Source organism: uncultured Shimia sp., from assembly GCF_947493595.1.
Taxonomy (GTDB): Bacteria; Pseudomonadota; Alphaproteobacteria; order Rhodobacterales; family Rhodobacteraceae; genus Shimia.
On sequence record NZ_CANLRL010000001.1, the window covers coordinates 248,086 to 273,680 of the forward strand.

Below are 25,595 nucleotides of genomic sequence, written 5' to 3' on the forward strand. Positions count from 1 at the left end.
TTTCGGTGACGCGTGGATTTTGGAACCCTGGAGGCGCCGTGGCAGTCGAATGGCGGAAGGTCAGAAAAACATGGAATCGTTGGATGCTTTCATCGCAAAACTTAGTCTTGGAGCGGCGAGTAAGTTCTTGATAGTGCTGCCGTCTCTGTTTCTGATCTTCCATCTGCTTATCATCGCAGGTGTCTTACCCCATAGCATTGTGTGGGGCGGGCGTTTGACCGACCAAACCATGCTGCCGTTTGAGCTTTTGGCCTTGGTGTTAAACCTGTTGTTGATGCTTGTGGGCGGTGTTGCAGGGGGATTTGTGACAAGCTCAGTGGCCCGGTCTGTGGTTGCGAGAATTCAGTGGTTCTTGTTCTATTTTGTGGTCGTCAATACTGTTTTGGCGCTGTTCTCGACCACCTTGTTTGAGGTGCTTTTGACGCCGGTCACCGCGATCTATGCGGTGTGTTTGTATCGGATCGCTAGATTTGGTGGGGTCGACGTTGTGTGAGGTTCGGCAATGATTCGGGGCATTTCTACACTCTTTGCAGTGTTTGTGACGGCACTGTCAGCGTCCTCGGAGGAGCGACCTCAGGGGCTGTTGTGGAACCGGTCTGGGTTGCCCGCCACTCTGCCATTGTTGATCAAAACAACGGAAGATGCCGACTATTTCCTCCATTTGCGGGATGTCGAGAAGGATAGGGTCGTCTTGGCGGCTTACGTACGCGGCGGCGAGTTTTTTCAGGTCTTGGTGCCGCCGGGGCGGTTTGAGCTTGTTTTTGCGTCCGGTGAGAACTGGCAAGGTGAGGCCAAGCTGTTTGGGGTGAACACGCATATATTCACACTGGATCAACCTTTGAAGTTTTGGGCGACGATGAGCCAGCGGAAGGGGCATTTGATTGACCTCACACAGGCGAGCGGCACAACCATCAGCGACTTGGCAAAGTGTCAGAGATTGGCGCTGGATCCAGACAGCTTGCGCTACCGTAAGGGGCTGTTTGATCCTTTGCTGCGCGACCCAAGCGGAGCGACTGAGGCTTGGTCGGAGATGCCGTCGCCGCATTACGATATACGGGTTCACGTGTGTAGTTAAAGACGCCCATTCGTCAATTCTTTTGCCCGCACTATGGACCCCTGAGGGCTGCTCACCTACGAGTTAAGTCATGTCAAAATCTAGTATTTCTGTTCAGAACAATCCAAGTCTTGAAGATATTTTGGCCGACGACGAAAAAGTGCTTTGGTCTGGCGCTCCAGATTTTGGAAAGAAGCTATATGAGATGGCACAAACGGAGCGGGTCTTGGGGATTGGCTTCGCCATTGGCTCGGTCGCCATGCTCAGCTCGTTGCCGTTTGTCAGTACAAAAATGGGCGGATGGACCATTGCTGCTTGGGTGTACGGCGCGGTGATTGTTGTCTTCTTTTTTGCCCTATTCGCCATGGCCTTTGATCGTCAGTTTGTGTTGTCAAACCAAGCCTATTTCGTGACGGATCGGCGTTCTATTGTCTTGCGTTTGGGGAGAAATTGGCGATTAGCCAGCAGGATTTACGTGGTGTCTTGTCCGCACGCAAAAGCGTTTACCTATGCGGTGCGTCGGAACCACCCCTACGGCTGTCTTCGGGTGGGAACCCTTTTGGACAAGGACTTGGTGCAGCCATTTGGTTTTGGCTTGGCCCAACCTGGGCAGCCGTTTTTGCATGGGCGAACGCTTGTTCCGGTGGAGTTCGAAAACATTCGGGAAGCGGACTACGTGCGCTCGCTTATTCTGGCCGCCATGCCTAAAGAGAGGGTGGATTAACGTCGTCGCCATACAAAGCGGTGCCGCTGCAAACAAAGGGCCGGAGAAAACTCCAACCCCTTGTGATTGTGTTTGATTTCAAAGCTGAATGCGGAAGCGGGCGAAGCCGTCTGGGCCTTCGCCTGCGGCCTCGATGGATACACCGTCCACGCTGTCGCTGTAGTCTGCAGCCTTTGGGCCAGTGTCAAACAGAACTGAGGTGCCCGGCAATGGGGCAAAGGTCCAGTTGGCGTCGGCGCGGGGGCTGATTGTGCCTTTCTCAACGATGTAGCGCACGATCACGTCGCGGTTGGTGTCCGGGCCTTCAAACACAATGGTGTCGCCCATGGCGCCGGGGAACTTGCCGCCACCGCCCGCGCGGTAGTTGTTGGTGGCGATGATGAAATCTGCGTTCATGTCCAGGGGCTTACCGTCAAACATCAGGTTCACGATGCGGTTGGCATCGGCGTTGATCAGATTGCCTTTGGGGTCAAATTTGGACGGTTGGGACAGGTCGATTTCATAGGTGACACCGTCCATCACATCAAAGTTGTAAGATGGGAAATCCGGGTTCAGCAGCACTTGATCCGCTTTGCCGGCTTCCACTTGGTTGAAGATACCCGCAGAGCGTTCGAGCCAGTCTTTGACCTCGGCGCCACTCACCTTCACCGCGCGGGCGGTGTTGGGGTAGAGATAAAGGTCGGAGACGTTCTTGATCGCCACGTCGCCTTTGGCCACATCGGTGTAATACTCTGGACCACCACGCCCACCCGCTTTGAAAGGGGCGGCGGCAGATAGAATGGGCAGGCCTTCGTATTCGGTGCCTTTCATCATCTCTGCAATGTACCAGCTTTGGGCAATCGACACGATCTGCACCGACGGATCATCTGCGACCAATGCGAAGTAGCTGTGCAATGGCGCGTCTGTCTTGCCAACCGCGCGGCGCACGTAAGCCAATGTCGCGTCATGTTCGGCCTGAACACTGGCCAAGACGTCTGGCTGATCTTCCACAAGCGCCGTGATGGAGCGGTCTTCGTTGCGTTTGGAAATCGGGCGGGCCTCTGTCGAGTGGCTGACAATTTTCCACTCGTTGCCTGAGCGCTCCAGCATCAGGTCAATCAGACCAAGGTGAGAGCCCCAGAATCCCCCCATCGCGGCGGGTTTGCCCATCAGCGTGCCGTTGGCCACGTCCACGCCTGCCATGCCGTCATAGGCGGAGGAGGGGAACACACGGTGGTGGTGACCGGTCAGAACAGCGTCGATGCCGTCGATCGCTGCCAGTGGCACGGAGGCGTTTTCCATGCCGTCGCTGTGGTCGGCGGCCCCAATGCCGGAGTGGGAGAGCGCGATGATCAGATCACAGCCCTGCTCTTTCATCACCGGCACATAAGCTTTGGCGGTGTCGACGATGTCACGCGCCATAACGTTGCCTTCGAGATGGCGGCGGTCCCAGTTCATCACTTGCGGTGGCACAAAGCCAATCAGGCCGACTTTGATCGGGTGGGTTTCGCCAGCGCCGTCGGTGATTTCACGGTCAAGGATCACATAGGGTTTGATCAGAGTTTTGTCTTTGGTTGGGCTGCCGCCTTCTTCGAGCGCAACGTTGGCACAGATCACGGGGAAGTCCGCGCCCGCGAGAGATTTCATCAGGAAATCGAGGCCGTAGTTGAATTCGTGGTTGCCCAGCGTTGAGGCATCAAAGCCGACGGTGTTCATCGCGGTGATGACCGGGTGCATGTCGCCTTCTTTCATGCCGCGCTCATAAGCGATGTAGTCGCCCATTGGGTTGCCCTGAAGGAAATCGCCGTTGTCGATCAGCATGGAGTTGGTTGCTTCAGCCCGGATGGCTTTTACGTGAGAGGCGGTGCGAGAGAGGCCAACCGTGTCGCGGGGTTTGTCGGCGTAATAGTCATACGGGAAGACGTGCACGTGCAGATCTGTGGTTTCCATGATCCGAAGGTGTGCCTGATTGGTGGCGGCGTTGGCCGAGAAAGGGTGCAGGGCGATAAAGCCGGCTGTTGATGCCAGAAAATGGCGACGTGATAAGGTGAATTGTGACATATTGGGCTCCCTAAGTTTTATAAAATATGCCGCCTCGAGCGATCCAAACGAATCGAACTGACGATCTTTCTTGCTATGTGATTGCTCAGTGTAACGCTGATTTTACCGTTTGGACAAACTTTTGCATCTTGCGCTTGAATACCCAGGACGGGGGAGGGAGGAGACGCGAATGTCACGTAAACAGAGCCGGCGGCGGCTGTCTTCAGGAAGAACGGTTTGGAAATGCGCTGTTTGGGCTGGCCATTTGTCAGCGCGTTGTTAGGCTGAAGGCGTAAAGCAAGGCGCGATTCCGTGCCTTGCAAATGGGGGAAGTTGGCGATGAAATATGTGCCTAAAGAAACCACCGATGAAGATCTGATTCAGCAATATTTGGACAAAGGCGGTAAGGTCAGCAAAGGCAAAACCAAACCGATGGCCTATGACATGGGAATCAGCAAGAACACCTGGGGCAACAAATTGTCCAAAGAAGAAAAGATCGCGAAGAAGATAAAGTAAGCCGCCTCAAAGGGCGGCTTCGTTGTTTTAAGAGCAGTGATGCACCAATTGCTTAGCTGTTGCCGTTGCCGGTGAACCGCGCAGCATCGGCGGCGGCGCGGCGGATGGCGTTGGATTTGTGCACGGTCTCCATGTATTCGGCCTCGGGATCGCTGTCATAGACAACGCCGCCGCCGGCCTGAATGTAGAGCTTCTGATCTTTCACAATCGCCGTACGGAGCGCGATACAGATGTCCATGTCGCCGCCGGAGCTGAAGTAGCCCACACCGCCGCCATAGATGCCGCGTTTCTCTGGCTCCAACTCATCGATGATTTCCATCGCGCGCACTTTGGGAGCGCCGGAGACGGTGCCGGCGGGCATGCCTGCAAAGAAGGCGTCCAGCGCGTCTTTATCCTCAGACAGTTCGCCCACCACGTTGGAGACGATGTGCATCACGTGGCTGTAGCGCTCGATGATAAATTTCTCGGTTGGGCGCACGGTGCCGATTTTGGAAACGCGGCCAGTATCGTTCCGGCCCAGATCCAAAAGCATGAGGTGCTCGGCGAGTTCTTTCTTGTCCGCCAAGAGATCCTCTTCGAGCGCCTTGTCCTCCTCGGGCGTGGCGCCGCGCGGGCGGGTGCCTGCGATCGGACGGATGGTGACTTCGTCGCCAAAGACCCGCACAAGGATTTCCGGGCTGGCGCCGACAACCTGAAAGCCACCGAAGTTGAAGTAGAACATGAACGGTGACGGGTTTGTGCGGCGCAGAGAGCGGTAGAGCGCAAAGGGTGGCTGTGGGAAGTCCTGTGTCCAGCGTTGGGCGGGTACGACTTGAAAGATGTCGCCAGCCTTGATGTATTCCTTGGCCTTCTCCACCGCGGCCAGGTAGCCCTCTTTGGTGAAGTTGGAGACAGGCGGGGAGACTTCATGCGCTTCGCCCAGATCACGCGCGGCCTGTGGCATGGCGCGTTCGAGATCGCGCACGGCGTCCATCACGCGTTCTGCGGCCTGCGCATAGGCGGCGCGGGCGGATTGGCCGTCGCTGACCCACGCGGGGGAGACCACGGTGACTTCGCCTTTCACACCGTCAAGCACGGCCACCACGGAAGGGCGCAGCATGCAGGCGTCGGGCAGGCCAAGCGGGTCCGGGTTGATGTTGGGCAGATGCTCCACAAGGCGGATCATGTCATAGCCGAGGTAACCAAACAGACCGGCGGAGGCCTGTGGCAGGTCTTCGGGCAGATCAATTTTGCTTTCGGCAATCAGCGCCCGCAGGTTGGTGAGCGGGTCGCCATCTTGCGCGGTGAAGCCGTCGGGATCAAACCGCGCGGTGCGGTTGATGCGGCTTTCGGTGCCGTGGGTTTGCCAGATCAGGTCGGGTTTCATGCCAATGATGGAATACCGTCCACGCACTTCGCCACCGGTTACAGACTCCAGCATGAAGGCGTCTTTGTGGGCGCCAGTGAGCTTGAGCATGAGCGACACCGGGGTGTCGAGGTCGGCGGCGAGCCGCGTGTACACTACCTGATTTTCACCGGCCTCATAGGCTTTGGCAAAATCTTCAAACGAGGGAGTCAGGTCCACCTTGGCGGCCTTTCTTTACTGGAAGTTCACGTGCACCGCGTTCAGTGCCTGCTGGTTGATCTGTGTCGGATACATGCCTTGCAACGCTTGCGCATAGGCGGAGAAGACGTCCTGAGAGATGCCGCTGGAGAGCTGTGCGGTGATTGCAGCCTTCAGAGACGTGATCTCCGGGTCATCGGTTGCAGGCTCGGTGATGGCATTCAGGCGCACCACAATCAGGCCTTCCGGGCTGTCCAGCGTGCGCAATTCGCCCACTTCCATCTCAAAGATTTCGGAGAGGAATTCGGCAGGGGTGCCCGGCACAAATGCGGCGCGGTCCATCTCGACCTCTTCGTTGGCGGTGAAGCCAAAGGAGGTGAAGCTGGTGCCGTCGTTCAGGCGTGGCTTCAGGGTTTCGATCAGACCTTTCAGCGCTTCAGTGTTGCGGGCGGCAGTGATGGCTGCAGCGGCGTCCTCTGCCACATCTGCCAATGGGGCAGGCTGGCTTGGGGTTTCTCCTTCCAGACGAAGGGCAAAGATGCCGCCGTCCTCAAGCACTTCGATCTGCGGGAAGTCGTCCAGGGTCACCTCGGTGGCGACGGTGCGGAAGCCCTCATAGCCGGCAAGATCATCCTCAGATGCAGGGTGCCAGTTGAGAACACCCAACTCCATGTCGGTCTCTTCGACCAGCTCTTCCAGTGTGGCGCCACCGGCAAGCAGATCGTCGATGTTGCCAATTTGAGTGTCGATCAGACGGCGGGCACGTTCCGCAGCCAGCTCTTCACGCAGCAGGTCTTTGGCTTCGTCAAAGGTGGTGGTCTGCGCGCCCAGGATGCCGTTCACGCGGAACAGTGCCGGGCCAAGGTTGGACGGGGCTGGGCCCGCGATACCGTTGGCAGGTGCCAGGAAGACAGCTTCGCCCGCTGCGCCAAGGTCAGCTTTGGTCACGTCGCCCAGATCCACATCGGAGAGGGTCAGGCCGCGGCCTTCGACCAGGCTGGTGAAGGTGGCGGTGCCAGCGGTGATCTGTTCCATCGCGGCTTGCGCGGCAGCGTCATCAGCAAAAGCCAGACGCTCGACCAGACGGCGCTCCGGGCGGTTAAACTCGCTGTCACGCTCATCATAGAGCTTCTGCAGGGAGGCTTCATCCACGTCCACCTGATCGATGATCATTTCAGGCGACAGCCACGCATAGGTGATCTGACGGGTGGCGGGCAGCATGAAGCGGTCTTGGTTGTCGTTGTAGAAGGCTTCAACTTCCGCTTCGGTTGGGGCGGCAACGGCGGTGGTCAGGTTGTCCGCGGTCAGTTGGGACCAGGTGAAGTCACGCTCTTCAGCAACAAATTTGATCACGGTGTCGGCGTAGACGTCGGGCATCACCAGGCCGGAAACCACGGCGCCTTGCAGCAGGGAGCGCACGGTGTCTTCGCGCACGCTGTCTTCAAATTCGGATTCGTTCATGCCGGCCTGATCGATGGCAAAGGCGTAAGCGTCGCGGTCAAAGGAGCCGTCAAGACCTTGGAAGGATGGAATGTTCATCAACTCCTGACGCAGGTTTTCGTCGCCAATCGAGATGCCGAGGCGTTTGTTTTCCGCGTCCAGGGAACGGGTGGTGGAGAGGCGGGAGAGCACCATACGGTCGATGCCAAAGGCTTGGGCCTGGGCAAAGGGTAGGGATTGGCCGGTTTGAGCCTCAAGCGCGCGCAGCTCTTCTTGCAGGGCGCGGGCGTAATCGTCGACCGAAATGTCTTCGTCACCAACGGTCCCAACGGAGCGCACGGTGCCGGTGAGGCTGGTTGCGCCAAAACCGCCTAAGCCCAGAATGAGCAGGCCCATGAGAATCCAGACCGCTGTTTTGGAGGTTTTGCTCTGCGCCATGTCCGATGTCCGCCCTGTAATCGTTCAAGTTTCTTCTGCGAAGGTCTACGCGGTTGGGGCAGGGGGGGCAAGCATGATTGGCCTGTCCCGCCTGTGTTGTGGTCGCGTCAGGCTTTGACCGTGGCGAGACGGGCAAAAAGGTCACCGATTCCGGCGCGGTCGACGTTGGCAAAGGCGATCCTCAGGGTGTCTTTGCCCGCCTGATCGCCCTCTGGCGTGAACATGGTGCCGGGCAGGGTCAGGATGCCGTGGCTTTGCACCAGATGTTGCGCCAGTTGGTCGGACTGCAGCGCAAAGGGATGCTTCATATAGGCGAAGTAGGCGCCTGCGCCTTGCAGCTCCCAGCCCTGATTGGTGAGCAGGGGCAGGTTGTCGGTGATCGCCGCGCGGCGGTCGAGGATTTCGGCGCGTTCGCCTGCGAGCCATTGGCTGAGGTTTTGCATGCCCCAGAGTGCGGCGTGCTGGCCGAGCTGGTTGGGGCAGATGGTGACGGTGTCGAGGAATTTCTCCGCCTCCGCCAAAAGCTCCACGCTGCCCACCATGGCGCCGACGCGGTGGCCGGTGAGGCGGTAGGCTTTGGAGAAGGAATAGAGCTGCACCAGCGTGTCTTGCCAGTCCGGGTCGCCAAAGAGGTCGTGCGGCGCGCCGGTGCGGCTGTCAAAGTCACGGTAGGTTTCATCGACGATCAGACGAATGCCGCGGGACTTGGCAAGCTCATACATGTCGCGCACGAGGTTTGCGGGGTATTCGACGCCGCCCGGGTTGTTGGGGGTGACCAGCACAATGGCGCGGGTGCGCTCTGTGATCAGGGCAGCGGCGTGCTCTGGGTCTGGCAGGAGCTGCGCGTCGGTTGGCAGGGGCACAGCGGTGACGCCCTGCATGTCGAGCCACATTTTGTGATTGAAGTACCACGGGGTTGGCAAGATGACCTCGTCCCCTTCGCCGGCGATGGCGGTGAGGGTGGCGCAGAAGGCTTGGTTGCAGCCGGAGGTGATGGCGACTTGCGCGGGGGCGATCTCGCCTGCGTAGGCGGCGGACCATTGCGTGGCGACCTCGGCGCGCAGTTCGGGCAGGCCCAGCACGGGGCCGTAGAGGTGGGCTTCGGGCTTGTTGAGTGCTGTGTCTGCGATGTGGTGCAGGAGGGGTTCCGGCGGGGCAGCGACAGGCGCGGCCTGACTGACGTTGATCAGCGGGCGCTCCGGTGGAAAGGTGACGCCTTCAAGCCAACGGCGGGCTTCCATCACGGGTGGGGCAAAGGTGGCGGCGGTGCGGGTGAAGGTCATTTGGTCAGTCTCTCAGGCAAAGGCGGGCAAAAGAAAACCGCAGCGAGGGGCCTCGCTGCGGTCCGATTTGGGCGGTTTGTGATGTGGGCAAACCCACCAACCGGTGTGATCAATCGGTGCCGCGATAAGGCTCGACGTATTGCAACGCCATGTCCCATGGGAAGAAAATCCAGGTGTCCTGGCTCACGCCGGTGATGAAAGTGTCGACCATCGGCTCGCCGGCTGGCTTGGCGTAGACGGTGGCGAAGTGGGCTTTGGGGTAGAGCTGGCGCACCAGCTCGAGGGTTTTGCCGGAATCCACCAGATCGTCGACGATCAGGATGCCTTCGCCGTCGCCCATCAGCTCCGCATCGGGGCTTTTGAGAACCTGCGCCTCACGCTGTTTGTCCTGTTTGCCACCGCCGGAGTAGTAGGATTTCACCGAGATGGTGTCCACGGTGCGGATGTCGAGCTCGCGGCTGACAATCATCGCCGGGGCCATGCCGCCACGGGTGATGGCCACAACAGCTTTCCAAGCGCCGTCATCAGGGCCTTTGCCGTCCAGACGCCAAGCCAGCGCGCGGCTGTCGCGGTGGATTTGATCCCAGCTGATGTGGAAGCCTTTTTCGTGTGGCAGACGCTCGCTCATGTGGACTCACCCCTTTGTCGCAGATTTCAGCCGTTCTAGCAGAACGCAAAGGCGGCGCAAACTGTTTGCGTGCTTACCAAGCGGTGACGCGGTATTTGTTGTCATCCACTGAGATCAATGGCGGGCGGCCGGTTTTGTCAAAAGCGTGATACGCGGGTGCAAGTTGCAGCCAGAAGTCTTCCCATTTGTGGCCGGTGGCTTTGGCCACGCGTTGCGGCGTTGGGCGGAAGGGGAAGGCGTGCACAGGCACAGAGGACAAACCGTTGTTCAAGGCGGCTTCGACGGCGACGTAGATTTCCTCGATCGCGGGGTCGGTCATGGCGTAACACCCAACGGAGACGCAGTCGCCATGTACCATCAGGAAGCTGCCGGTGCGGCCCTGCGCGCGGTCAAAGCGATTGGGAAAGCCGAGATTGAAAGACAGGTGGTAGCTGCTGTTTGGGTTCAGAGCGGATTTGGTGACTGTGTAGAAACCCTCAGGCGATTGGTGGTCGCCTTCTTTGAGTTTCGGACCAAGGACGCCAGAATGATTGCAGATCGGGTAAGTTTTGAAGAGGGCGTAGGTGTCTCTTGGGGTTTGCACCCAGAGTTCCAGCTCACGTTCTTCTTTGAATATGCGGATGTAGATCGGCGCGCCTAGGGCGGTGTTGTGGATGGCAAAGCCTGTGCTCAGCATAGGTGTTTGACGGGCGCGCACCACGGCGATGTCATCCCGCGGCCAGATGGCGTCTTTGATCGGGGGCGGAATGTAGTGTGGGCGATAGAGTGCGAATATCCCCAAGGCGCTCGCGATGCAGAGCAAAAAGAAGAGTGCCTTGAGGAGTTTGCGCATGGTCCGAGCGCGGCTTAGGTGGCCGCGATCTTGACGCCCAGAGCCGCCAGAAGGCCGCCAAAGACGCGGTCAATCAGGTGCTTCAGGCCGATGTAGATTTTGCGGGTGCGGTCCAGCGAGAACAGCCGCGCGACAGAGGTGTTCCAGAGGAACTCACCGAGGAATATGCAGGCCAGCAGCAGCGCCAGCGCCAGTGGTGAGGCGTCGGTGGGCACGGTGCCAACAAAAACTGCACCAAAGAAGACGGCGGGCTTTGGGTTGGCGAGTTGGGTCCAGATGCCAAGGCGCAGCGCGGACAGGGGCGTCATTGCGGCGACTTCTGCGGCGTTGTCTTCCAATGGCTCATCGGCTGCACGCCACATTTTAAAGGCGGTCCAGATCAGGAACGCCGCACCGCCAATTTTCAGAACGGTCAGCAGGAAAGGCGCGTATTCAAACAGCAAGGCAAGGCCAAAGAGTGCGGAGGCGGCCCAGAAGACCGCGCCGAGGCCGATGCCCACAGACAGGGCTGCGCCAGTTTTGAGGCCCTGTTGCAGACCCACGCGCGCGGCCATGAGCACGGCGGGACCCGGGCTGACAGCGGCCATCAGGCAGAGAGAGACGGCGGCGATAAAGGCGGCGAGACTCATTTGCGGCCCACCACAGCGTCGATGTCCGGCGCGTCGACGGCTTTCATGCCGACCACGTGGTAGCCCGCATCAACGTGCAGGTTTTCGCCTGTCACGCCGCTGCCGAGATCAGACAGCAGGTAAAGCGCGGAGTTGCCCACGTCCTCTAGGTTGACATTGCGGCGCAGAGGGGAGTTCAACTCGTTCCATTTCATAATGTAGCGGAAGTCGCCAATGCCGGAGGCGGCGAGGGTTTTGATCGGGCCAGCGGAAATTGCGTTTACGCGGATATCGTCTTTGCCAAGATCTTCGGCCAGGTATTTCACTGAGGCTTCCAATGCGGCTTTGGCCACGCCCATGACATTATAGTGTGGCATCACCTGCTCGGCGCCGTAGTAGGTCAGCGTCAAAGCGGAGCCGCCGTCTGTCATCAGCTTCTCCGCGCGCTGCATCACGGCGGTGAAGGAATAGACAGAGATGTCCATCGTCATCAGGAAGTTGTCTTTGGAGGTGTCGACGTAGCGGCCGCGCAACTCATTTTTGTCTGAGAAGCCAATGGCATGTACGATGAAGTCGATTTTGCCCCATTTGGCTTCGATCTCTGCGAAGGCTGCGTCAATGGAGGCAGCGTCCGAGACATCGCAGTCGATCAGCGTGTCGACGTTGAGTTGTTCCGCCAGCGGGACCACACGTTTCTTAAAAGCGTCGCCCATATAAGAGAAGGCCAGCTCGGCACCGGCGTCGGCGCAGGCCTTGGCGATGCCCCAGGCAATAGACTTGTCGTTGGCAAGCCCCATAATTAGGCCGCGTTTGCCTGCCATGAGTTGATTTGACATCCGGTGAACTCCGTCCCACTTGGTTATGCGTGACGTTTAGGCGATTGACCCTGTCGCATCAAGGTCTTCGCCAGCGTGGAATATACCTAGCCTGAGTGGCTGGATGATGCATTTGGAGGCAGTGATGAGCGAGAGATCAGGGATTTTTGCGGGCGAGAACCCGTTTGAGATTGCGCGGGCGTGGTTGGCTGAGGCGGAAAATAGCGAGCCAAATGATGCCAACGCCATTGCGCTATCGACGGTGGACGCAGACGGTATGCCAAATTCCCGTATGGTGCTCTTGAAGGATATCGAGGAGAAGGCGTTTGTGTTCTACACAAATTACGGCAGTGCCAAGGCACAGGAACTGGATGGCGCAGGCAAGGCGTCCTTTGTGATGCACTGGAAATCTTTGCGCCGCCAGATTCGGGTTAGAGGACACGTTATGCGGGAAGATGGTCCTCAGGCGGATGCATATTTTGAGTCGCGCAGTTTGAAGAGCAAACTGGGTGCCTGGGCGTCGGAACAGTCTCAACCCCTAAATTCGCGCACAGAATTAATGGCAAAAGTGGCAAAAATAACAGCCGCGCACGGCACCCACCCCAAACGCCCGCCGTTCTGGGGGGGGTACCGGCTCATTCCTGCCGAAATTGAATTTTGGGCAGATGGGGCGTTTCGGTTACACGACCGGTTTCGCTGGACCCGCGAAACCCCTGAAAAACCGTGGGAAATTCAGCGCCTTAACCCTTAATTAGTTAAAAATTATCGTGGCAAGCGCATGAAATGCATGGAAATTTTGCGCTTGCCGAAGTCGTCTTGATGCAGCACAGTCACGCAGATCATGGGGATGATACAAACTAAGGTTGAGGCATTGAGTACTCTAGAAAATGACGTCACGCAGGTGATGGGCGTGGTGAAATGGTTCGATCCGGTCAAGGGATTCGGATTTATTGTTTCAGACGACGGTGGGCCGGATATTTTGTTGCACGCAAATGTGTTGCGCAACTTCGGTCAAAGCTCGGTTGCGGATGGGTCCGTAATTGAAGTGTCCGTGCAAGTGACACAACGTGGCGCACAGGCCGTCGAAGTGTTCAAAATCGAAGCACCGGAAACGGAAGTGCCTGTGGCACTGTCTGATTTTGAAGGCATGGACCTGGATGACATTCGCGCGACGCCGCTGGAGCCAGCGCGGGTGAAGTGGTTCGACAAAGGCAAAGGCTTTGGCTTTGCCAATGTGTTTGGCCGCCCGGAAGACATTTTCCTGCACATTGAAGTGCTGCGCCGCTCAGGTCTGTCTGACCTGCAGCCCGGTGAAGCCTTGGCGCTGCGTGTGATCGACGGTAAACGTGGTCGCATGGCAACCGAGGTATTGGCGTGGGAAAACGCAGTTTTGGAAAACGACTAACACTCTCTGGCGCGGGTCGCAGGATCGGCGCCGGATTTCTTGGGCTGGTGGCAGGGGTCATGATCTCCTTGCCCGCCCAAGCAGACGACGCCTGCCGCGCAGACAGCTTGCTGATACGCGGTGACTGGGGGCAGGCGCGATTCTCCGTAGAAGTGGCAGACACAGAGGCCGAGCGGGCGCAGGGATTGATGAATCGCTCCCACATGCCGAGCAGTGCAGGTATGCTGTTTGTCTATGAAACCACGCGGTCTGCATCTTTCTGGATGCGCAACACGCTGATTCCCCTCGATATGCTGTTTGCGGACGAGCATGGGGTGATTCAACACATCCACAGCAACGCCATCCCTTTGGACGAAACGCCGATTTTTGGCGGAGACGATGTTCGCTATGTCCTTGAAATCAATGGTGGATTGTCCGAGGCGATGGGCATCTCTGTGGGCAGCGAAATGCGCCACCAAAGTTTTTTGCAAGAAATTGCAAACTGGCGTTGTTAGGGGGTTTTCATTCCCGAACAGTGGGGGTAAACCCTGCCTCACAAGTCGGGGCGTAGCGCAGCCTGGTAGCGCACCTGTTTTGGGTACAGGGGGTCGCAAGTTCGAATCTTGCCGTCCCGACCAATTTCCTCCCGGAGGAAAAGAAAAAAGACGTAGCCTTCGGGCTGCGTCTTTTTCTGTTTTGGGGGCGGTTGGCGGTTCAGCTTTTGGGGTTTCAGCCTCTTTTGGCGATAGCTTGCTTTAAGTGCTGGATGAACAGCCTTAGCGGCACCAGCGCTCGATACTCTTGGGGGAAATAGATGTGGACGCGGGGCATAGAGGCGGCGTGATCACTCAGGATTTCTACAAGTTCGCCGCTTTCTAGTGCAGTGGCGCTGAATTCCCGGAAGGTGTAGCTGATACCAAGGCCATGGATGGCCTGTTCAATCGAAACCGGCAGAGAATTGGCGATCAAGTTGCCATGTACCTCGACTGGATAGGGCCCATCAGGCCCTGAAAACACCCATGGTGCCAGCTGACCAGAACTTGGAAAACGATAGTGCAGGCAATTGTGCTCAAGTAAGGCCAAAGGGTGCGTGGGGGTGCCGTGCTTTTCCAGATAGGACGGGCTGGCCACCACAGCCGCGGTCATCGGTTCGGTCAAACCCACCGCGACCATATCTTGGGCGATCACGCCGCCAAGCCGAAAACCGGCATGTAGCCCTTCCTTGAGTATATCAGACCAAGCGTCCGCAAGCCGGAGTTCTATCTCTATTTCTGGATAGCTTTCTTGGAATGACAAAAGGGGTTCGCTGATCAGGAGGTGATAGACAAACTCCGGGATGGCGAGTTTCAGAGTGCCGCGTGTGCTTTGACCCGCGGTGCGGGCATTTTCGAATCCATTCGCCAGTTGCTCAAAGGCCGGGCCAGAGCTCTGGGCCAAGGCGCGGCCTGCCTCGGTTAGGCTGATTGAGCGGGTTGTGCGTACGAAGAGGGCTGCACCGATCTGTGTCTCAAGGGTCTTTAGCTGGTGACTCACTGTGGAGCGCTTGATGCCTAAAGCCAGTGCGGCCGCGCTGAGGCTGCCTTCGTTGACAATGGCGTTGAAGACTTCGAGCGTGGCTAGAGGGAGGCGCATTGTTGAATTCCATGCAACAGAGTGGTTGTTCGTTGGGTAATTGTTGGCTTGGAGGTGAGTAGTTAGTTTTGGCTCACTTGTAAACGCAACACCTGAGGCCCCCGATGACTACACTTGTTTTAACTGCGCATCCAAACCTTGGGAGCTCCACGGCCAATCGTGTGTGGCATGATGCATTAAGCAATGTGTCCGGTGTCACGACGCGCGACTTGTCCGCTGTTGGGGGAGCAGAAATGATGTTTGACCCGAGCTGTGAGCAGCCCCTGTTGCGCCAGGCAAATCGGGTTGTACTTCAGTTTCCGTTCTACTGGTATTCATCGCCGCCTGTGCTGAAGGCCTGGTTGGATCAGGTTTTGCTTTTCGGATTTGCATACGGCCCGGGCGGGACCGCGTTGCACGGAAAAGAACTTGGCTTGGCGATCACGACCGGCGGGCCAGCAGGAAGTTATCAAGCGGGCGGGCTAAACAGTTTTCCAATGGATGCGTTCTTGGTGCCGTACCAGCAGACCGCTCGTATGGTGGGCATGACCTATCTGCCTCCATTTGTGCTGCACAGCGCAATGAGCCGAAATCCAGCTGCCCTTAATGCCAGCGTTCCAAAGCTGATTTCCTTCGTCACGGCGCCGCGCAATGCAGTCGAAGGTGGCGGGACCAACAGGGTGTAACGCGTTTCAACCACACACAAAATCGCACTCTGTTGGGATTGCCCAAGTGGAGGCCGCTATCCCTATCCAGATACAGGAGAAAACCATGGAAAAATTTGAAAATAAAGTTGCGATTGTCACAGGCGGTGGCACCGGAATAGGAAAAGCCATTGCGGTGGCTTTTGTTGCCAGCGGCGCAAGGGTTCTGATCGCGGGGCGCAGGCAGGCTGTGCTTGAGCAGGCTGTGGCTGAACTGGGACCAAGGGCTGCGTTTATTGCAGCAGATGTTTGTGAAAGTGGTGCGTCAGCGCGGATTGTTCAGGAGGCGGTCAGCACCTTTGGTCGCTTGGATGTGTTGGTGAACAACGCCGGCACTGGCACAATGGGGCCGCTGACCGAAACCAGCGACGCGGATATTGAAAGCACATATCGGATCAATGTGTTTGCGCCACTGGCGCTTGCTCGTGAGGCGATCCCCCATCTTGCGGAGACGAAGGGCGCCGTCATTAATATTTCATCCGTCACAGCGCGCGGCACTTTACCGGGCGTCGTGGCCTATGCGTCGTCAAAAGCAGCCGGAGAGCATGCGGTTCGATTGCTGGCTTCAGAGCTGGGTCCTATGGGGATCCGCGTGAATGCAGTGGCACCTGGATTTACGGAAACAGAGGCCTTGGCCTACGTCAAGACGGACGAAGCGATGATGGGAATGGTCATGGCCCAAACGCCGATGGGGCGCCTAGGGAAGCCAGAGGATATTGCGAATGCAGTGATGCTGCTTGCGGATGAGCGGGCGGGGTGGATTACCGGGCAGTCCGTTCAGGCCGGTGGTGGCTATATGCTTTAGAGCACTAAGGCTGGTGGGCCATGCGCTGGTTGTTTCTGTCGTTGCCAGCGCTGTTTGAGAGACACAAAAAAGGCGCCCATTGGGCGCCTTTCGAAATGCTGGATTGGTCGCTTAGAGCAGGGCCAGATCCACAGCGCTTTCGCGGCCGTCACGGCCCGCTTGCAGCTCGTAGCTGACTTTCTGGTTGTCGGCCAGGCCGGTCAGGCCGGAGCGCTCAACTGCAGAAATGTGTACAAATACGTCGTTGCCGCCTTCGTCAGGTGCAATGAAGCCGAAGCCTTTGGTGGTGTTGAACCATTTAACGGTGCCCGTAGCCATCGTTGTTCTCCATGTTTTGTGTCGCCCGCGTCATGCGGCAACCCGGCGGGTATCTTGATCGAAAGCTGAGCCGGTTAGGAGCAGGGGGTCGAAAATAGAAACTGCGCGTCTACCATCTGATAAAAACTCAGGCAGAAAACAAGAGTTTTTTGCGCAATAAGTGTTTCAGGGTGGCGGATTTCGCAAAAACGTCATGCCGCGAAGCGTGTCGGGCGGAATGCCGCGTCCTTTCGGGTTTGCCTGCTCAAAATTGCGCTGAAGTCTTTGAAGTGGTGAAGATTTGTGCAGCTGTCTTTTTGTTGGTCAGCGGACCGATGTTTCTCATCTTTTGACCATGTGGTAAATTTTTTTATTGATTGGTCAAAAAACCTGTGCAAGCCTACGGGGGTAGCCAACAAGGTGTATGGGGAGGTCTTATGTCCAACACACCGTTTAGCGACGGCATCCAAGCAGCGCGTTTAGACGCTGCGGAACTGTCCGATAACTTTGGGGATTTGCATCCTCGTTTTGACGATCACGAAGCCCTGGTGGCGTCGGATCGTTGTTATTTCTGTCACGATGCGCCCTGTATGACGGCCTGTCCGACAGACATTGATATTCCGCTGTTCATTCGTCAGATCGCCACCGGCACGCCGGAAGCGGCGGCCAAGACGATTTTTGATCAGAACATTCTGGGCGGTATGTGCGCCCGTGTGTGCCCAACCGAGACGCTGTGTGAGCAGGTCTGTGTGCGCGAAACCGCAGAAGGCAACCCAGTCGAGATTGGCCGGTTGCAGCGCTATGCCACTGATAAGCTGGTGGATGCGGGCCTTCACCCTTTTGGCCGAGCCGACAGCACCGGCAAGAAAGTCGCTGTGGTGGGTGCGGGGCCAGCGGGTCTGTCCGCGGCGCACCGTCTGGCGATGCATGGGCATGATGTCACTGTTTATGATGCGCGTGCAAAAGCGGGTGGTCTAAACGAGTTTGGCATTGCGGCCTATAAGTCGGTTGAGAGCTTTGCCGAGCGCGAGGTGGATTGGCTGCTGAAGATTGGCGGCATCACCGTTGAGACCGGCAAGAAGCTGGGTGACGGGCTGTCGCTGGACGGTCTGAAGGCTGACTTTGACGCGGTGTTCCTTGGCATAGGCCTTGGCGGCGTGAATGCGCTGGGCGTGGATGGCGAAGACAAAGACGGCGTCGATGACGCGGTGGATTTCATTGCGGAGCTGCGTCAGGCAGATGACCTGAGCAAAATGGCAATTGGCCGAGATGTTGTGGTGATTGGCGGCGGCATGACCGCTGTGGATGCTGCTGTACAAGCGAAGCTGTTGGGCGCGCTGAACGTGAGCCTCGTCTATCGTCGTGGCAAAGACCGGATGAACGCGTCCGAGTTTGAACAGGATCTGGCGGCGTCCAAAGGCGTGCGGATCATCACCAATGCCTCACCCAAAGCGGTGATTGGCAACGGGGCTGTGCGCGAGATCGAGTTTGAGTACACCGACAATGATCTGAATTCGACTGGTCAAACCGTGCGGTTGCAAGCGGATCAGGTGTTCAAAGCCATTGGTCAGACACTGGAAGGCGAGGGCCTGCCAGAGTTGGAGTGGGGCAAGATCAAGGTGGATGACAACGGGCGCACGTCGGTGGATGGCATCTGGGCCGGTGGCGACTGTGCCACGGGCGGCGATGATCTGACCGTGACTGCGGTGGCTGAGGGTCGTGACGCGGCCGAAGACATTCACGCCAAACTGTCGGCGTAAGGGGAGATAAGCATATGGCCAATCTCGAAAGTGACTTTGTAGGGATCAAATCCCCCAACCCGTTTTGGCTCGCCTCGGCGCCGCCAACGGATAAGGAATACAACGTGCGCCGCGCCTTTGAAGCGGGCTGGGGCGGTGTTGTGTGGAAAACTCTGGGTGCGGAAGGTCCACCCGTTGTGAACGTGAATGGGCCACGTTACGGGGCCATTCATGGCGCGGACCGGCGGTTGCTTGGCTTGAACAACATCGAACTTATCACCGACCGTCCTCTGGAAGTGAACCTTGAGGAAATGACCCGTGTGAAGCGGGACTATCCCGATCACGCACTGATCGCCTCGGTGATGGTGCCGTGTGAGGAAGACGAGTGGAAACGCATTCTTCCCATGATCGCGGAAACCGGCTGTGATGGGTTTGAGCTGAACTTTGGCTGTCCACATGGCATGGCAGAGCGCGGCATGGGCTCTGCTGTGGGGCAGGTTCCAGACTACATCGAAATGGTCGCGCGCTGGTGTAAAGAAGCCACGGAGCTGCCGGTGATTGTGAAGCTGACGCCAAACATCACCAACATCCTGCATCCTGCGGAAGCAGCGTTGCGCGGTGGGGCGGATGCGGTCAGCCTGATCAATACCATCAACTCGATCACCACTGTGAACCTCGATGCGATGAGCCCGGAGCCGATGATTGATGGCAAGGGCACCCACGGCGGCTATTGCGGACCGGCAGTGAAGCCAATTGCGCTCAACATGGTCGCGGAGATTGCACGCAACCCTGAGACGGCGAAACTGCCGATTTCTGGCATTGGTGGCGTGACCACCTGGCGCGATGCGGCGGAGTTCATGGCGCTGGGCGCGGGCAACGTGCAGGTTTGTACGGCGGCGATGACCTACGGCTTCAAGATTGTGCAGGAGATGATCTCTGGTCTGTCCCAGTGGATGGATGAGAAGGGCTACACCTCCACCGCAGATTTTGTCGGCATGGCGACGCCAAACGTCACCGACTGGCAGTATCTGAACCTGAACCACGTGACCAAAGCGGTGATCAATCAGGATGATTGCATCAGCTGTGGTCGGTGTTATGCGGCTTGTGAGGATACCTCTCACCAGGCGATTGAGATGTCTGAGGACCGTGTGTTCACCGTGAAAGACGATGAATGCGTGGCCTGTAACCTCTGCGTCAACGTGTGTCCGGTGGAGAACTGTATCACCATGCGCACGCTGGAGCCGGGTGAGATGGATGAGCGCACAAACACACCAGTGGAGGCCGATTACGGCAACTGGACCGCGCATCCAAACAACCCGATGTCCACGGCAGCGGAGTAAGCTTCACACAGGGCCGTTTGGCCCGCTTTTCAGGGATCTTTCCTTCCTGAAACTGACCGTCGCGGTGTCCCCCGCGACGGTTTTTTGTTTGTGCGACAGTTAGTTGAGTTGTGCTGGCGGGGTGAGTGTTGAAACGAGGCCGGTTTTCACATCGTAAATCATGGTGGACACGGTCAAGTAGTCCGGTACAGCGGGGGAGGTGCGCAGCGTCTCGAGGTCTTCACGCAGACTGTCTTCATGGTCGTGGATTGCCAGGGGAGCAACATCGACGCCGGTTTTGGACTTGATGACAGCCGCCAGATTTGGGTCGGTGAGGCGTTCGGAGCCGCAGTGGGTGTGCTGCATCAGGATGAGCTCAAACGGGGTGTCTTGTCCGCTATTGATTTGGTTGATCATCACCGAAAGCGCAGCGATTTCATCTATCACAGCCGGGGTGACGCGACCGCCGGTGTTGCGCACCACAACCGCTTCGCCGAGGTCCAGGTTGAAGATATGTGCTGGGTCTACGCGGGCGTCCATGCAGGTCAGGATCATGGTGTTGAGTTTGGGGAAGACGGAGAGGTCGGCTTTGACAAAATTGGCTGCGAAAGACTGGTTGCGGTCGAGAAGGGTGGTTGTGTTGGACATAATTGCTCCTTGTTTTCAATAGGTCATCGGTGGGTCTTGGACCGATGAGGGGGATGTGGTAGTGTGCTTTAAAATTTAAAGTTGATGCTTTAAAGAATAAAGTAACGCTTTCGTGAGGTCGAGAATGGCAAAGGCGCGGTCGTATAAATTGCTCTGCCCCATAGCGCGGGCTTTGGACCGGATTGGGGATCGCTGGACGTTGCTGATCCTGCGGGATTTGCATGCGGGGCCGATGCGATTTGGGGAGTTGCAAAAGGGCTTGCCGGGGATTGCGGCGAATCTGTTGACCGACCGGCTCAACAAGCTGGTGGCGGATGGTTTGGTGACAAAAGAAGAGAGCTATGCGTTGACGCCTTTGGGGGTGCGGACGCTGAATGTATTGTTTGAGCTGGCGGTGTTTGGTGCGGCGTTTGAACCTGAGGGCGAGGTGGTCAAACCAGGAAACTTGCGCACGGTTGTGACCACGTTGCTGGCGGCAGCGCGGCGGGCAGAGCTTGGAGATATGGCGCTGCGCGTTGGGCTGGTTGTGGATGGTGAGATGATGCAGTTGGATGTTGCGGATGGGGCGGTGCGTGCCAGCTACGGTGCGCATGATGCGCCGGATGTGGTTTTGACCGCCGGGTATGAGGATTTGCTGGCCGTGTCAGAGGGTGACCTGCCGATGGAGGCCTTTGTTGGCACACGTGCGGAGATGCAGGTGGTCACCCCCGGTGCGGAGGGTGCGTTTGCCCAGATGATGGGAGCCGTGATAGCGGTTTTGCAGGGTGTGGACTAAGGCGTCAGCAGTTTGCGATACATCTGATCCAGGAAGGTATCGGCGCCATCTAGCGCGTCGGTGTCGCGGTCGCTGAGCACCTGCACCTGCGCGTCAAAATCGGCGTAATGCTGGGTTGTGGCCCAGATCGAGAACATCAGATGGCGCGGGTCCACATCAGCCAGTTTGCCCTGGGCGATCCAGGTGCGAATGAGCGCGGTCTTTTTGTCGACCAGCGGTTTCAGGTCGCTTTCCAGATGAGGCTCCATACGCGGCGCGCCTTGTAGGATTTCATTGGCAAAGAGGCGGCTTTCGCGCGGGAATTCTCGGCTCATTTCCAACTTGCGGTGCACGTAGCCGAGGATTTCTTCAAGCGGTTCGCCGTCCGGGTCCATGTGATCCAGCGGATCGAGCCAAGTTTCCATCAGCTGGTTGAGCAGGGTGACATGGATGTCTTCTTTGCCGCCAAAATAATAAAGGATGTTGGGCTTGGAGAGACCGGCCTCTTCGGCGATCAGGTCCAGTGTGGCGCCGCGATAGCCGTGGCGTGAAAACACTTCGAGAGCGGCGTCCAGAATGCGCTTGCGGTTGCGCTGCTGAATGCGGCTGGGTTTGCGCGTCGATGCCTCGGCCATAGGTAACGTTCCGTATTTCTTTGCCTTTTAGGCTAATGCAGCCAAAGGCGTGGGTCTACAGGGATTTAGGATAGGAAAGCCTTACTCAACGGCACCAATCCCGCGCAGGATGATGGTTTTGATATTGGTTTTGGCCGCTTCCCACTGCACATCATCCAGCGGCGCGCCGCCGTTGAGCGTCTCGATCTGGTGGCCGAAGTCGGCATAGTGCTGGGTGGTGGCCCAGAGCATGTAAAGCAGGTGGCGCGGATCGATTGGCGCCATACGGCCCTCTGCGATCCAACGTTCGATCACCTCGATTCGGCCATTGGTCCAATCGGTGAGGGTGGTCTCCAGATAATCCTGAATCACCGGCGCGCCATGCATGACCTCGCTGGCCCAGACTTTGGAGCCATCCGCATGGCGGCGGGAGATCTCCATTTTGGCGTCGATATAGGCGCCAATGCCTTCTTCTGGTCCCTCGGCTTGGTCAAAAATATCTGCCGCCTGAAGCCAGATTTGGAAGATTCTCTGCACAACCTGCCGATAGAGTAACTCTTTGGTAGGAAAGTAATAATGCAGGTTCGCCTTGGGCAGTCCGGCGACGTCGGCAATGAGCTGCATCGTTGCCCCGCCAAAGCCGGCCTCGGCGAAGACTTTTTCCGCTGCTGATAAAATGAGCGCCTCTGCCTCTTGGCGGCGCATTTTTTTGCTGGTCGCTTTGGGGGATGCCGCTGTGGTCTCTGCCATCAAAAATGCCCTGATAAAAAATCTTGACCGGTTGGTCAGGGTGTGGTCGTCTGAATTTGACCATACGGTCAGGAAGGCCGTGAGATCAAGAGCCCCACCAGCAAGGGCCGCCCAAATGGGCGCAAGCCCGGGCCAGATAATAGGGAGTAGATGCTATGGGTGCACCGGGTGAGAACCTTAAGGTGAACGCGGATCGGCTGTGGGACAGCCTGATGGAGATGGCCAAGATTGGCCCCGGTATCGCCGGTGGCAACAACCGCCAGACATTGACCGATGAAGATGCGGAAGGCCGTGCGCTGTTCCAATCGTGGTGCGAAGCGGCCGGCATGACAATGGGCGTGGACACGATGGGTAATATGTTTGCCACGCGCGCGGGCGAGGACCCGGAGGCGCTGCCGGTCTATATGGGCAGCCACCTCGACACGCAGCCAACCGGCGGCAAGTATGACGGTGTACTGGGTGTGCTTGGCGGGTTGGAAGTGGTGCGCTCGATGAATGATCTGGGCATCAAGACCAAACATCCGATTGTGGTCACCAACTGGACCAACGAAGAGGGCACGCGCTATGCACCGGCGATGCTGGCATCCGGTGTGTTCACGGGCCGTCACACGCAGGATTGGGCTTATGATCGCGTCGATGCGGAAGGCAAGACATTTGGCGATGAGCTGAAGCGGATTGGCTGGGTTGGCGACGAGGAAGTTGGCGCCCGCAAGATGCATGCGATGTTTGAGTTGCACATCGAGCAGGGACCGATTCTGGAAGCGGAAGGCAAAGACATCGGGGTTGTGACCCACGGTCAGGGCCTGCGCTGGATTGAGTGTACGGTGACCGGCAAAGAGAGCCACACCGGCTCCACGCCGATGCCAATGCGCAAGAACGCTGGGCGGGGCTTGGCGCGCATCACCGAGTTGGTGCATGAGATTGCGATGAAGCATCAGCCCAACGCAGTGGGTGCGATTGGCCATGTGGATGTCTACCCCAACTCACGCAACATCATTCCGGGCAAGGTGGTCTTCACCATCGATTTCCGCAGCCACCTGCAAGAGGTGATTGACGCGATGCTGGCGGAGTTTGCTGAGAAGGCACCGAAGCTCTGTGAAGAGATCGAAGTGGGGCTGGAGTGGGAGATTGTGGGTCAGTTTGATCCGCCCGCCTTTGATGAGGCCTGTGTTGGCGCGGTACGCGAAGCGGCGGAACGTCTGGGCTACAGCCACATGGATATTGTCTCTGGCGCGGGGCATGACGCCTGCTGGATCAACGATGTGGCGCCTACAGCGATGATCATGTGTCCTTGTGTGGACGGGCTGTCGCACAATGAGGCGGAAGACATCAGTAAAGAGTGGGCGTCAGCAGGCACGGATGTGATGCTGCACGCGGTGCTCGAAACAGCGGAAGTTGTGGAATAACTGGCAAGACCGGGGGCGCCGCCCCCGGAGACAGACACACGTGGGGGCCAGCCCCCACACCCCCGAGATATTTTTGGCCAAATGAAGCCGAGGTCGGGGCAACCTGCGCATAAGTGCAGCGATATCAGGGAGCGAAGATATGGCGACGAAAGTCATTAAGAACGGCACCGTTGTGACCGCAGATCTGTCTTATGAGGCGGATGTGCTGATTGAGAACGGTCAGATCATTGAGATCGGCAAAGGCCTCAAAGGCGACGAGACGCTGGATGCAACCGGCTGTTACGTGATGCCGGGTGGGATTGACCCACATGTGCATCTGGAAATGCCGTTTATGGGCACTTATTCCACCGATGATTTTGAGAGCGGCACACGCGCGGGTTTGGCGGGCGGCACCACGATGGTGGTGGATTTCTGTCTGCCGAACCAAGGCGAGAGCCTGCTGGACGCGATTAAGCGGTGGGACAACAAATCGACTCGCGCGAACTGTGACTACTCCTTCCACATGGCGGTGACCTGGTGGGGTGAGCAGGTGTTCAACGATATGAAAACTGTGATCGAGCAGCGCGGGATCAACACGTTTAAGCACTTCTTGGCCTATAAGGGCGCGTTGATGGTCAATGATGATGAGCTGTTTGCCTCGTTCAACCGTTTGGCGGAGCTGGGCGGGATTGCCATGGTGCATGCCGAGAACGGGGATGTGGTTGCTGAGATGACCGCGAAGCTGCTGGCCGAAGGCAACACCGGGCCGGAGGCGCATGCCTATTCGCGGCCGTCGCAGGTGGAAGGCGAAGCCACCAACCGCGCGATCATGATTGCCGACATGGCGGGTGTGCCGCTTTATGTGGTGCACACCTCCTGTGAAGAGGCGCATGAGGCCATTCGCCGGGCACGCATGCAAGGCAAGCGCGTGTGGGGTGAGCCACTGATCCAGCATCTGACGCTGGATGAGAGCGAGTATTTCAACCCGGATTGGGACCACGCCGCGCGCCGTGTGATGTCGCCTCCGTTCCGTAACCAGAAACATCAGGACAGCCTGTGGGCCGGTCTGCAGTCTGGCTCTTTGAGTGTGGTGGCAACCGACCACTGTGCCTTTACCACCGAGCAGAAGCGCTTTGGTCTCAAAGACTTCAGCCAAATTCCTAATGGGACTGGCGGGCTAGAGGACCGTATGCCGATGCTCTGGACCCATGGGGTGAACACTGGTCGTCTGACAATGAACGAGTTTGTCGCCGTGACCTCGACCAACATTGCAAAGATCTTGAACTGCTACCCGAAAAAGGGCGCGGTTCTGGTGGGCGCGGATGCGGACCTTGTGGTGTGGGACCCGGAGAAGTCCAAGACCATTTCTGCAAACAACCAGCAGTCGTCGATCGACTACAATGTGTTTGAGGGCCATGAGGTCAAAGGCCTGCCACGCTTCACTTTGACCCGTGGACAAGTGGCGGTGCATGACGGTGAAATTCGCACGCAGGAAGGCCACGGCAAGTTTGTGGAGCGCGAAGCCAACACCACGGTGAACAAGGCGCTTTCCACGTGGAAAGAATTGACCTCGCCGCAGCCTGTGCAGCGCTCCGGCATTCCGGCGACCGGCGTTTAAGACAGACAGAATGGTGGCACCCGGGATCAACTTGGGGCCACCCAAAAACGAACTCCGCGCAGGGCGG

Annotated in this window: 27 protein-coding genes and 1 tRNA gene; 15 read left to right on the plus strand and 13 right to left on the minus strand. The window is 57.8% G+C overall.

The genetic code is table 11. The annotated features are described in order from the left end of the window. The first annotated feature begins 49 nt into the window (after nucleotides 1-49). From Q0955_RS01245 to Q0955_RS01255, 3 genes are all read left to right on the plus strand, one after another. Nucleotides 50-493 (plus strand): hypothetical protein, encoded by a 444-nt coding sequence (locus Q0955_RS01245; RefSeq protein WP_299418931.1) that lies wholly within the window; start codon nucleotides 50-52, stop codon nucleotides 491-493. A gap of 9 nt (nucleotides 494-502) precedes the next feature. Then, nucleotides 503-1,075: a hypothetical protein gene (locus tag Q0955_RS01250; RefSeq protein ID WP_299418933.1), complete on the plus strand. Its 573-nt coding sequence runs from the start codon at nucleotides 503-505 to the stop codon at nucleotides 1,073-1,075. Between the two features lie 70 nt (nucleotides 1,076-1,145). Next, entirely contained in the window at nucleotides 1,146-1,778 is a 633-nt protein-coding gene (locus Q0955_RS01255; RefSeq protein ID WP_299418935.1) for a hypothetical protein, read from the plus strand. Nucleotides 1,779-1,856: 78 nt separating this feature from the next. On the opposite strand, the gene Q0955_RS01260 is transcribed toward Q0955_RS01255, so the two are convergent. Next, nucleotides 1,857-3,818 (minus strand): bifunctional 2',3'-cyclic-nucleotide 2'-phosphodiesterase/3'-nucleotidase, encoded by a 1,962-nt coding sequence (locus Q0955_RS01260; protein WP_299418937.1) that lies wholly within the window; start codon nucleotides 3,816-3,818, stop codon nucleotides 1,857-1,859. Nucleotides 3,819-4,136: 318 nt separating this feature from the next. Here Q0955_RS01260 and Q0955_RS01265 point away from each other — a divergent pair, with 318 nt between their 5' ends. After that, on the plus strand, nucleotides 4,137-4,313 hold the full coding sequence (locus Q0955_RS01265) for a hypothetical protein (protein ID WP_299418939.1): 177 nt from the start codon (nucleotides 4,137-4,139) through the stop codon (nucleotides 4,311-4,313). Nucleotides 4,314-4,365: 52 nt separating this feature from the next. On the opposite strand, the gene trpE is transcribed toward Q0955_RS01265, so the two are convergent. The 7 genes from trpE to fabI all read right to left on the minus strand — a co-directional run bounded on the left by trpE (nucleotide 4,366) and on the right by fabI (nucleotide 11,921). Continuing rightward, nucleotides 4,366-5,877 (minus strand): anthranilate synthase component I, encoded by a 1,512-nt coding sequence (gene trpE / locus Q0955_RS01270; RefSeq protein WP_299418941.1) that lies wholly within the window; start codon nucleotides 5,875-5,877, stop codon nucleotides 4,366-4,368. A 15-nt stretch (nucleotides 5,878-5,892) separates the two neighbouring features. Continuing rightward, a complete protein-coding gene (locus Q0955_RS01275; protein ID WP_299418943.1) occupies nucleotides 5,893-7,734 on the minus strand; it encodes a peptidylprolyl isomerase in 1,842 nt (613 codons plus the stop codon). A 107-nt stretch (nucleotides 7,735-7,841) separates the two neighbouring features. Beyond that, nucleotides 7,842-9,017, minus strand: a complete 1,176-nt coding sequence (locus tag Q0955_RS01280) for an aminotransferase (protein WP_299418945.1) — start codon at nucleotides 9,015-9,017, stop codon at nucleotides 7,842-7,844. Between the two features lie 109 nt (nucleotides 9,018-9,126). After that, nucleotides 9,127-9,645 carry a xanthine phosphoribosyltransferase gene (gpt, locus tag Q0955_RS01285; protein ID WP_299418947.1) on the minus strand — a complete coding sequence of 173 codons (519 nt, stop codon included), beginning with the start codon at nucleotides 9,643-9,645 and terminating at the stop codon, nucleotides 9,127-9,129. 73 nt (nucleotides 9,646-9,718) lie between these two features. Further along, nucleotides 9,719-10,477, minus strand: a complete 759-nt coding sequence (locus tag Q0955_RS01290) for a murein L,D-transpeptidase family protein (RefSeq protein ID WP_299418949.1) — start codon at nucleotides 10,475-10,477, stop codon at nucleotides 9,719-9,721. 14 nt (nucleotides 10,478-10,491) lie between these two features. Then, on the minus strand, nucleotides 10,492-11,106 hold the full coding sequence (locus Q0955_RS01295) for a LysE family translocator (RefSeq protein WP_299418951.1): 615 nt from the start codon (nucleotides 11,104-11,106) through the stop codon (nucleotides 10,492-10,494). Continuing rightward, the gene (gene fabI, locus Q0955_RS01300; RefSeq protein WP_299418953.1) at nucleotides 11,103-11,921 is read right to left on the minus strand and encodes an enoyl-ACP reductase FabI; all 819 of its coding nucleotides are present in this window, start codon (nucleotides 11,919-11,921) and stop codon (nucleotides 11,103-11,105) included. The genes Q0955_RS01295 and fabI overlap by 4 nt, the downstream gene beginning before the upstream one ends. Before the next feature lie 124 nt (nucleotides 11,922-12,045). Between fabI and pdxH the strand changes: the two genes are divergently transcribed. From pdxH to Q0955_RS01320, 4 genes are all read left to right on the plus strand, one after another. Continuing rightward, complete coding sequence (gene pdxH / locus Q0955_RS01305; protein ID WP_299418955.1) at nucleotides 12,046-12,651, plus strand: pyridoxamine 5'-phosphate oxidase; 606 nt, start codon at nucleotides 12,046-12,048, stop codon at nucleotides 12,649-12,651. A gap of 96 nt (nucleotides 12,652-12,747) precedes the next feature. Beyond that, on the plus strand, nucleotides 12,748-13,305 hold the full coding sequence (locus Q0955_RS01310; protein WP_299418957.1) for a cold-shock protein: 558 nt from the start codon (nucleotides 12,748-12,750) through the stop codon (nucleotides 13,303-13,305). Between the two features lie 59 nt (nucleotides 13,306-13,364). Then, a complete protein-coding gene (locus Q0955_RS01315) occupies nucleotides 13,365-13,799 on the plus strand; it encodes a DUF192 domain-containing protein (protein WP_299418959.1) in 435 nt (144 codons plus the stop codon). A gap of 46 nt (nucleotides 13,800-13,845) precedes the next feature. Beyond that, nucleotides 13,846-13,922, plus strand: a tRNA-Pro gene (locus Q0955_RS01320). Nucleotides 13,923-14,013: 91 nt separating this feature from the next. Here the strand turns inward: Q0955_RS01320 and Q0955_RS01325 are convergent. Next, the gene (locus tag Q0955_RS01325; RefSeq protein ID WP_299418961.1) at nucleotides 14,014-14,916 is read right to left on the minus strand and encodes a LysR family transcriptional regulator; all 903 of its coding nucleotides are present in this window, start codon (nucleotides 14,914-14,916) and stop codon (nucleotides 14,014-14,016) included. Nucleotides 14,917-15,020: 104 nt separating this feature from the next. On the opposite strand from Q0955_RS01325, the gene Q0955_RS01330 reads away from it, so the two are divergent. Both Q0955_RS01330 and Q0955_RS01335 read left to right on the plus strand, forming a co-directional pair. Beyond that, on the plus strand, nucleotides 15,021-15,581 hold the full coding sequence (locus tag Q0955_RS01330) for an NAD(P)H-dependent oxidoreductase (RefSeq protein WP_299418963.1): 561 nt from the start codon (nucleotides 15,021-15,023) through the stop codon (nucleotides 15,579-15,581). 85 nt (nucleotides 15,582-15,666) lie between these two features. Further along, nucleotides 15,667-16,404 (plus strand): SDR family oxidoreductase, encoded by a 738-nt coding sequence (locus Q0955_RS01335; RefSeq protein WP_299418965.1) that lies wholly within the window; start codon nucleotides 15,667-15,669, stop codon nucleotides 16,402-16,404. A 111-nt stretch (nucleotides 16,405-16,515) separates the two neighbouring features. Here Q0955_RS01335 and Q0955_RS01340 read toward each other — a convergent pair whose 3' ends face one another. Beyond that, nucleotides 16,516-16,722, minus strand: a complete 207-nt coding sequence (locus Q0955_RS01340; RefSeq protein WP_299418967.1) for a cold-shock protein — start codon at nucleotides 16,720-16,722, stop codon at nucleotides 16,516-16,518. Nucleotides 16,723-17,138: 416 nt separating this feature from the next. On the opposite strand from Q0955_RS01340, the gene Q0955_RS01345 reads away from it, so the two are divergent. Both Q0955_RS01345 and preA read left to right on the plus strand, forming a co-directional pair. Continuing rightward, a complete protein-coding gene (locus tag Q0955_RS01345; protein WP_299418969.1) occupies nucleotides 17,139-18,461 on the plus strand; it encodes an NAD(P)-dependent oxidoreductase in 1,323 nt (440 codons plus the stop codon). A 14-nt stretch (nucleotides 18,462-18,475) separates the two neighbouring features. Continuing rightward, nucleotides 18,476-19,780 carry an NAD-dependent dihydropyrimidine dehydrogenase subunit PreA gene (gene preA / locus Q0955_RS01350; protein ID WP_299418971.1) on the plus strand — a complete coding sequence of 435 codons (1,305 nt, stop codon included), beginning with the start codon at nucleotides 18,476-18,478 and terminating at the stop codon, nucleotides 19,778-19,780. Nucleotides 19,781-19,879: 99 nt separating this feature from the next. Here preA and Q0955_RS01355 read toward each other — a convergent pair whose 3' ends face one another. Then, complete coding sequence (locus Q0955_RS01355) at nucleotides 19,880-20,407, minus strand: carbonic anhydrase (RefSeq protein ID WP_299418972.1); 528 nt, start codon at nucleotides 20,405-20,407, stop codon at nucleotides 19,880-19,882. A gap of 124 nt (nucleotides 20,408-20,531) precedes the next feature. Between Q0955_RS01355 and Q0955_RS01360 the strand changes: the two genes are divergently transcribed. Then, nucleotides 20,532-21,182, plus strand: coding sequence for a helix-turn-helix domain-containing protein (locus Q0955_RS01360; protein WP_299418974.1), 651 nt, complete (start codon nucleotides 20,532-20,534; stop codon nucleotides 21,180-21,182). Here the strand turns inward: Q0955_RS01360 and Q0955_RS01365 are convergent. Together Q0955_RS01365 and Q0955_RS01370 are read right to left on the minus strand one after the other, a co-directional pair. Further along, nucleotides 21,179-21,796, minus strand: a complete 618-nt coding sequence (locus Q0955_RS01365) for a TetR family transcriptional regulator C-terminal domain-containing protein (protein WP_299418976.1) — start codon at nucleotides 21,794-21,796, stop codon at nucleotides 21,179-21,181. The two genes, Q0955_RS01360 and Q0955_RS01365, sit on opposite strands and share 4 nt — an antisense overlap. 81 nt (nucleotides 21,797-21,877) lie before the next feature. After that, the gene (locus tag Q0955_RS01370; RefSeq protein ID WP_299418978.1) at nucleotides 21,878-22,525 is read right to left on the minus strand and encodes a TetR/AcrR family transcriptional regulator; all 648 of its coding nucleotides are present in this window, start codon (nucleotides 22,523-22,525) and stop codon (nucleotides 21,878-21,880) included. Nucleotides 22,526-22,680: 155 nt separating this feature from the next. Between Q0955_RS01370 and Q0955_RS01375 the strand changes: the two genes are divergently transcribed. Then, nucleotides 22,681-23,931, plus strand: coding sequence for a Zn-dependent hydrolase (locus tag Q0955_RS01375; RefSeq protein WP_299418980.1), 1,251 nt, complete (start codon nucleotides 22,681-22,683; stop codon nucleotides 23,929-23,931). Nucleotides 23,932-24,070: 139 nt separating this feature from the next. Beyond that, nucleotides 24,071-25,528: a dihydropyrimidinase gene (hydA, locus tag Q0955_RS01380; RefSeq protein WP_299418982.1), complete on the plus strand. Its 1,458-nt coding sequence runs from the start codon at nucleotides 24,071-24,073 to the stop codon at nucleotides 25,526-25,528. The last annotated feature ends 67 nt before the right edge of the window (nucleotides 25,529-25,595 follow it).